Genomic DNA, 448 nt, shown 5'->3' on the forward strand with positions numbered 1-448 from the left:
TCCACCGTTCTCTGCTGAAATTCTTGGATATCAAACAACATGTCTTCTACCGCCATAAATTCAATCATCTTTTGCTGGATGAACGAAAAATTGTGTAACGTAGGCGCTTGACGGTGACACTCATATATTTTTCCTACGCCGCCAAATGCCTTGATTCTCTTCTCGCTCAGTTGGGAAAGACTCATGTCATTAACCGGCTTCTCCTCTTGCCAGAGCTCCATCATGGCTTGAAACAATTGGTTATGCTGTACGTGAATCAAGTGTTTTGGCGCCAGTCTCAATTCCTCGAATAGAGCATTGTCTTTCATCAGGCAACCAAGTACGTACAGCTCATTCTCTGCATATCGCTGATACTTCTCCATCAGACGCCATCCCCTAATGTTGCATAAATGTCATCTACATCCACTTGGCTTTCCACAATGCCTTTCGCAGGTGGGAATCCACTCGT

1 protein-coding gene is annotated in these 448 nt (G+C 44.6%); it reads right to left on the bottom strand.

The window, feature by feature from the left end:
* A partial coding sequence (locus ACQRBL_RS32585; RefSeq protein ID WP_427736454.1) for a DnaB-like helicase N-terminal domain-containing protein occupies positions 1–362 on the bottom strand: 362 nt, incomplete at its 3' end.
* Positions 363–448: the final 86 nt, after the last annotated feature.

The sequence above is a fragment of the Bacillus sp. AF62 genome, assembly GCF_050312695.1.
Taxonomy (GTDB): Bacteria; Bacillota; Bacilli; order Bacillales; family Bacillaceae_G; genus Bacillus_A; species Bacillus_A cereus.